This window comes from Caballeronia sp. (assembly GCF_049581465.1).
Lineage (GTDB): Bacteria > Pseudomonadota > Gammaproteobacteria > Burkholderiales > Burkholderiaceae > Caballeronia.
Genome location: NZ_JBAUSA010000450.1, coordinates 1 through 2,929 on the forward strand (window position 1 = coordinate 1; position 2,929 = coordinate 2,929).

3 protein-coding genes and 1 pseudogene are annotated in these 2,929 nt (G+C 57.7%); 3 read left to right on the forward strand and 1 reads right to left on the reverse strand.

Annotated features, from left to right (window positions below):
- Both WCA53_RS11140 and WCA53_RS11145 read left to right on the forward strand, forming a co-directional pair.
- On the forward strand, window positions 1–181 hold a 181-nt coding region (locus tag WCA53_RS11140; RefSeq protein ID WP_423909258.1), incomplete at its 5' end, for a hypothetical protein.
- A gap of 41 nt (window positions 182–222) precedes the next feature.
- The gene (locus WCA53_RS11145) at window positions 223–801 is read left to right on the forward strand and encodes a TetR/AcrR family transcriptional regulator (protein WP_423909261.1); all 579 of its coding nucleotides are present in this window, start codon (window positions 223–225) and stop codon (window positions 799–801) included.
- Between the two features lie 211 nt (window positions 802–1,012).
- Here the strand turns inward: WCA53_RS11145 and WCA53_RS11150 are convergent, their stop codons facing one another.
- Window positions 1,013–1,333 (reverse strand): FadR/GntR family transcriptional regulator, encoded by a 321-nt coding sequence (locus tag WCA53_RS11150; protein WP_423909264.1) that lies wholly within the window; start codon window positions 1,331–1,333, stop codon window positions 1,013–1,015.
- Between the two features lie 43 nt (window positions 1,334–1,376).
- On the opposite strand from WCA53_RS11150, the pseudogene WCA53_RS11155 reads away from it, so the two are divergent.
- Window positions 1,377–2,561 (forward strand): annotated as a pseudogene (locus tag WCA53_RS11155) (amidohydrolase family protein); the annotation flags it as partial.
- Window positions 2,562–2,929 lie beyond the last annotated feature (368 nt).

Below are 2,929 nucleotides of genomic sequence, written 5' to 3' on the forward strand. Positions count from 1 at the left end.
GATTTGTGTCGCGAGAGGCGTTACCACTTCAGAACACTTTCGCTTACAGCGCGGCATCGGAAAGTCAGGCGAGTGCGACCGATTGCATTTCTCGGCACAAAAAAAACAACTCGCGGTTGTTCCGGTATTCGTGGCGAAGTGTGGCTACCTGCCACTTGGTAGAGCGAACTTTATGGGATAGAATTGAGCCTGTCAACACCATTTTTTAAAGAGGTTGCTGCGGTGAAAACTGAAGGCGGTTCAAATTCGAGGGAGAACATTCTCGCTGTCGCGACGAAGGTCGCGGGGGCACACGGGTACGGCGGCCTGAATTTCCGCGACATTGCGGCGGAAGTCGGCATCAAGGCCGCCAGCATCTACCATCACTTCCCCACCAAGGCCGACCTCGGCGCCGAAGTGGCTAAACGCTATGCGGAGCAGTTTGCGGCCATGCTCGACGCGCGATTGTCTGCCACGGCCGACCCACTTCTCTGCTTGCGCGGATACCCGGATACTTTCCGGACCGCGCTGCAGAACGACAATCGCATGTGCCTATGCAGCTTCATGGCCGCTGAGTATGACGACCTGCCGGATACGGTTAAAAAGGAAGTCGAGACGTTCGCCGATGTGAACATCAACTGGCTGGCGAAAGTGCTTACCGCCGCTGACGTGGTGAATCCCGAGGAGAGCGAAGGGCGGGCGCGCGCCATTTACGCCGCCATTTCCGGCGCGCAGCTCATGGCGAGAGGCCGCTCTGACATCGCGGTCTATGATTCGCTGGTTGAGAACTATCGTAAAGCCGGTCTCCTTCCCAACTTGTGATGGCTTCGCACTTACTGCAGCCCCAAAGCGACGGCCTGGACCGCGCCTAGAGCTGGACGATTGGGCAGGAGAATGCCGTCGCGCAGACGCAGGAGGTGGTTGAGTTACTGGCAAAAGTGTGGCCGGAAGACTATCCGGCCGGGGCGGTGGAGTGGCTCTTGTTCGAGCCTCACCGTGTCAGGCGGGCACTTGAGAACGTCGTCCAAAGGCATTACAACCCGAACAAGTTGTTCTGAATCTGGCGCAGGTGCCAAGTCAGGAACTGAGCCCCCTGGTCCGCATCACGATCACGCAGTGCTTCAATAATCGCCCGGTGCTGCGCCTCGTACTCCTTACGGCGCTCAGGCGTGAGCGAGTGCCGTTTGAGGCGACCCCATTCGCCCTGTTCGCGAACGCGATTGGTCAGTTCAAGCACTTTCAGAAAAAACGAGTTGTGAGTGGCCAGCGCGAAAGTACGGTGCAGTTCACCGTCCCAATGCTCGAATTCCTCTACGGTCTGGGCGGCTTCAGAGCGCTCGATGCAATCCATCATCCGCGCGAAGTCGGACGACGTAGCGTTGCGTGCAATCAGCTTTCGATTCATCATGCCGGGCATGACCGAGGCCCACACGCACTTTTCGTGGAACGACCAGGCTTCGTTGTCGGCTATCCAGTTCATGCCGCCTGAAGAGCACATCCTGTGGTGCGTGCGGGTGGCCAAACGCTACCTGGAGATGGGCTTCACGTCCGCACTGCGTGCCGCCGCCGCGAAGGCGCGTCTCGACGTCGTGCTGTGCAACGCCATCAACGCACGTGAATTTCCCGGGCCGCGCTAACTCGCGAGCAGCCAGGAAATCACGACGCTCGGAGGACTGGGCGACAACACACTTCCCCATCTTCCGTTCCGTGAGTTGAATTTTGGCGAAGTGGTGGGCGGCCCGGAAGAAGTGCGCCGCGCTGCGCGCATGTTCCTGAAATACGGCGTTGACGATCTAAAAATCAATCTCTCAGGTGAGTACATTGCGGGCATCCCCGCCGAGGCATCTCCGTTCTCTGAAGAAGAAATTGCGATGCTGGCTTCCGAAGCAAAGCGTGCCGGCAAACGGATTGCCGCTCACGCGCGTTCGAGTGAGTCGGTCAAGCAGTGCGTGCGCCACGGCCTCGAACTTGTTTTTTACGCGAGCTTTGCGGACGAAGAAGCACTGGATATGCTCGAGGCGAACAAGGACAAACATTTTGTTGCACCCGGCATTGGGTGGCTTGTCAGCGCGCTCTATCACGCGGAGAAGTGGGGCATTACGGAAGAGGTTGCAACCAAGATGGGTTACGCCCGTGAACTCGAAGTCGCGTCGGACACCCTGACCAAAATGCACAAACGTGGCATCCGGATTCTGCCGGGCGGTGACTACGGTTTTGCGTGGATGCCACACGGGACGAATGCTCGCGACCTTGAGCACTTCGTCAAGGACATCGGGATGACCCCGAAGGAAGCGTTGCTGTCGGCAACGAAGCTGGGTGGAGAACTGATGATGCAGCCTGAGCGCATCGGAAAACTCGCAGAAGGGTATTACGCGGATATCGTACTAGTCGACGGCGACCCGCTTAAGGACCTCAAGGTGCTGCAGGACCCGACGAAGATTTCCCTTGTCATGAAAGACGGCGAGATTATCAAGAGTTGCCATGACGTGACGGTCCCGGAGGGCCCGATTCACGTCACTGGAGGCAACGAGCCGATGAGGGATGAAGGCGTCAAAAAGGCGATGCACGCAGAAGCCCACTGACGTCAGCCGGGGCGCGGAACTTGCGCCCCGGTCATTTCGCGAAAGGTCAATCGTCAAGCAGGCGGGTATGGTGGTCAGCGGGTCAGCGGGTTAGTGGGCTGCGAGTTAGTGAGTGCTGAAATTGTGGCACTGGGCGGTCGAGGCGAAGCGTGTGGGTGGCGGTGATGCTTGGGGAGGGTGTTCGACTGAGAGTTGATGAGTGTGGGCCGGGCTACGTTCGTGCCAAAAACCTTAAATGGGCAACGACGACACTTAAAAATTGGCGGTTTAAACGCGTTTCTTTGCTTCGTTTCTTTGCGCGTTTGCAAAGAAATGAAGTCCCGCCCCGGATAGGGGCTAACAGTAATAAGCAAGAAAATCCGACTTAA

Bases quoted from the DNA above. Each gene is read 5' to 3' on its own strand.
- WCA53_RS11150 (WP_423909264.1), bottom strand. From the start codon at position 1,333: ATGATGGATTGCATCGAGCGCTCTGAAGCCGCCCAGACCGTAGAGGAA.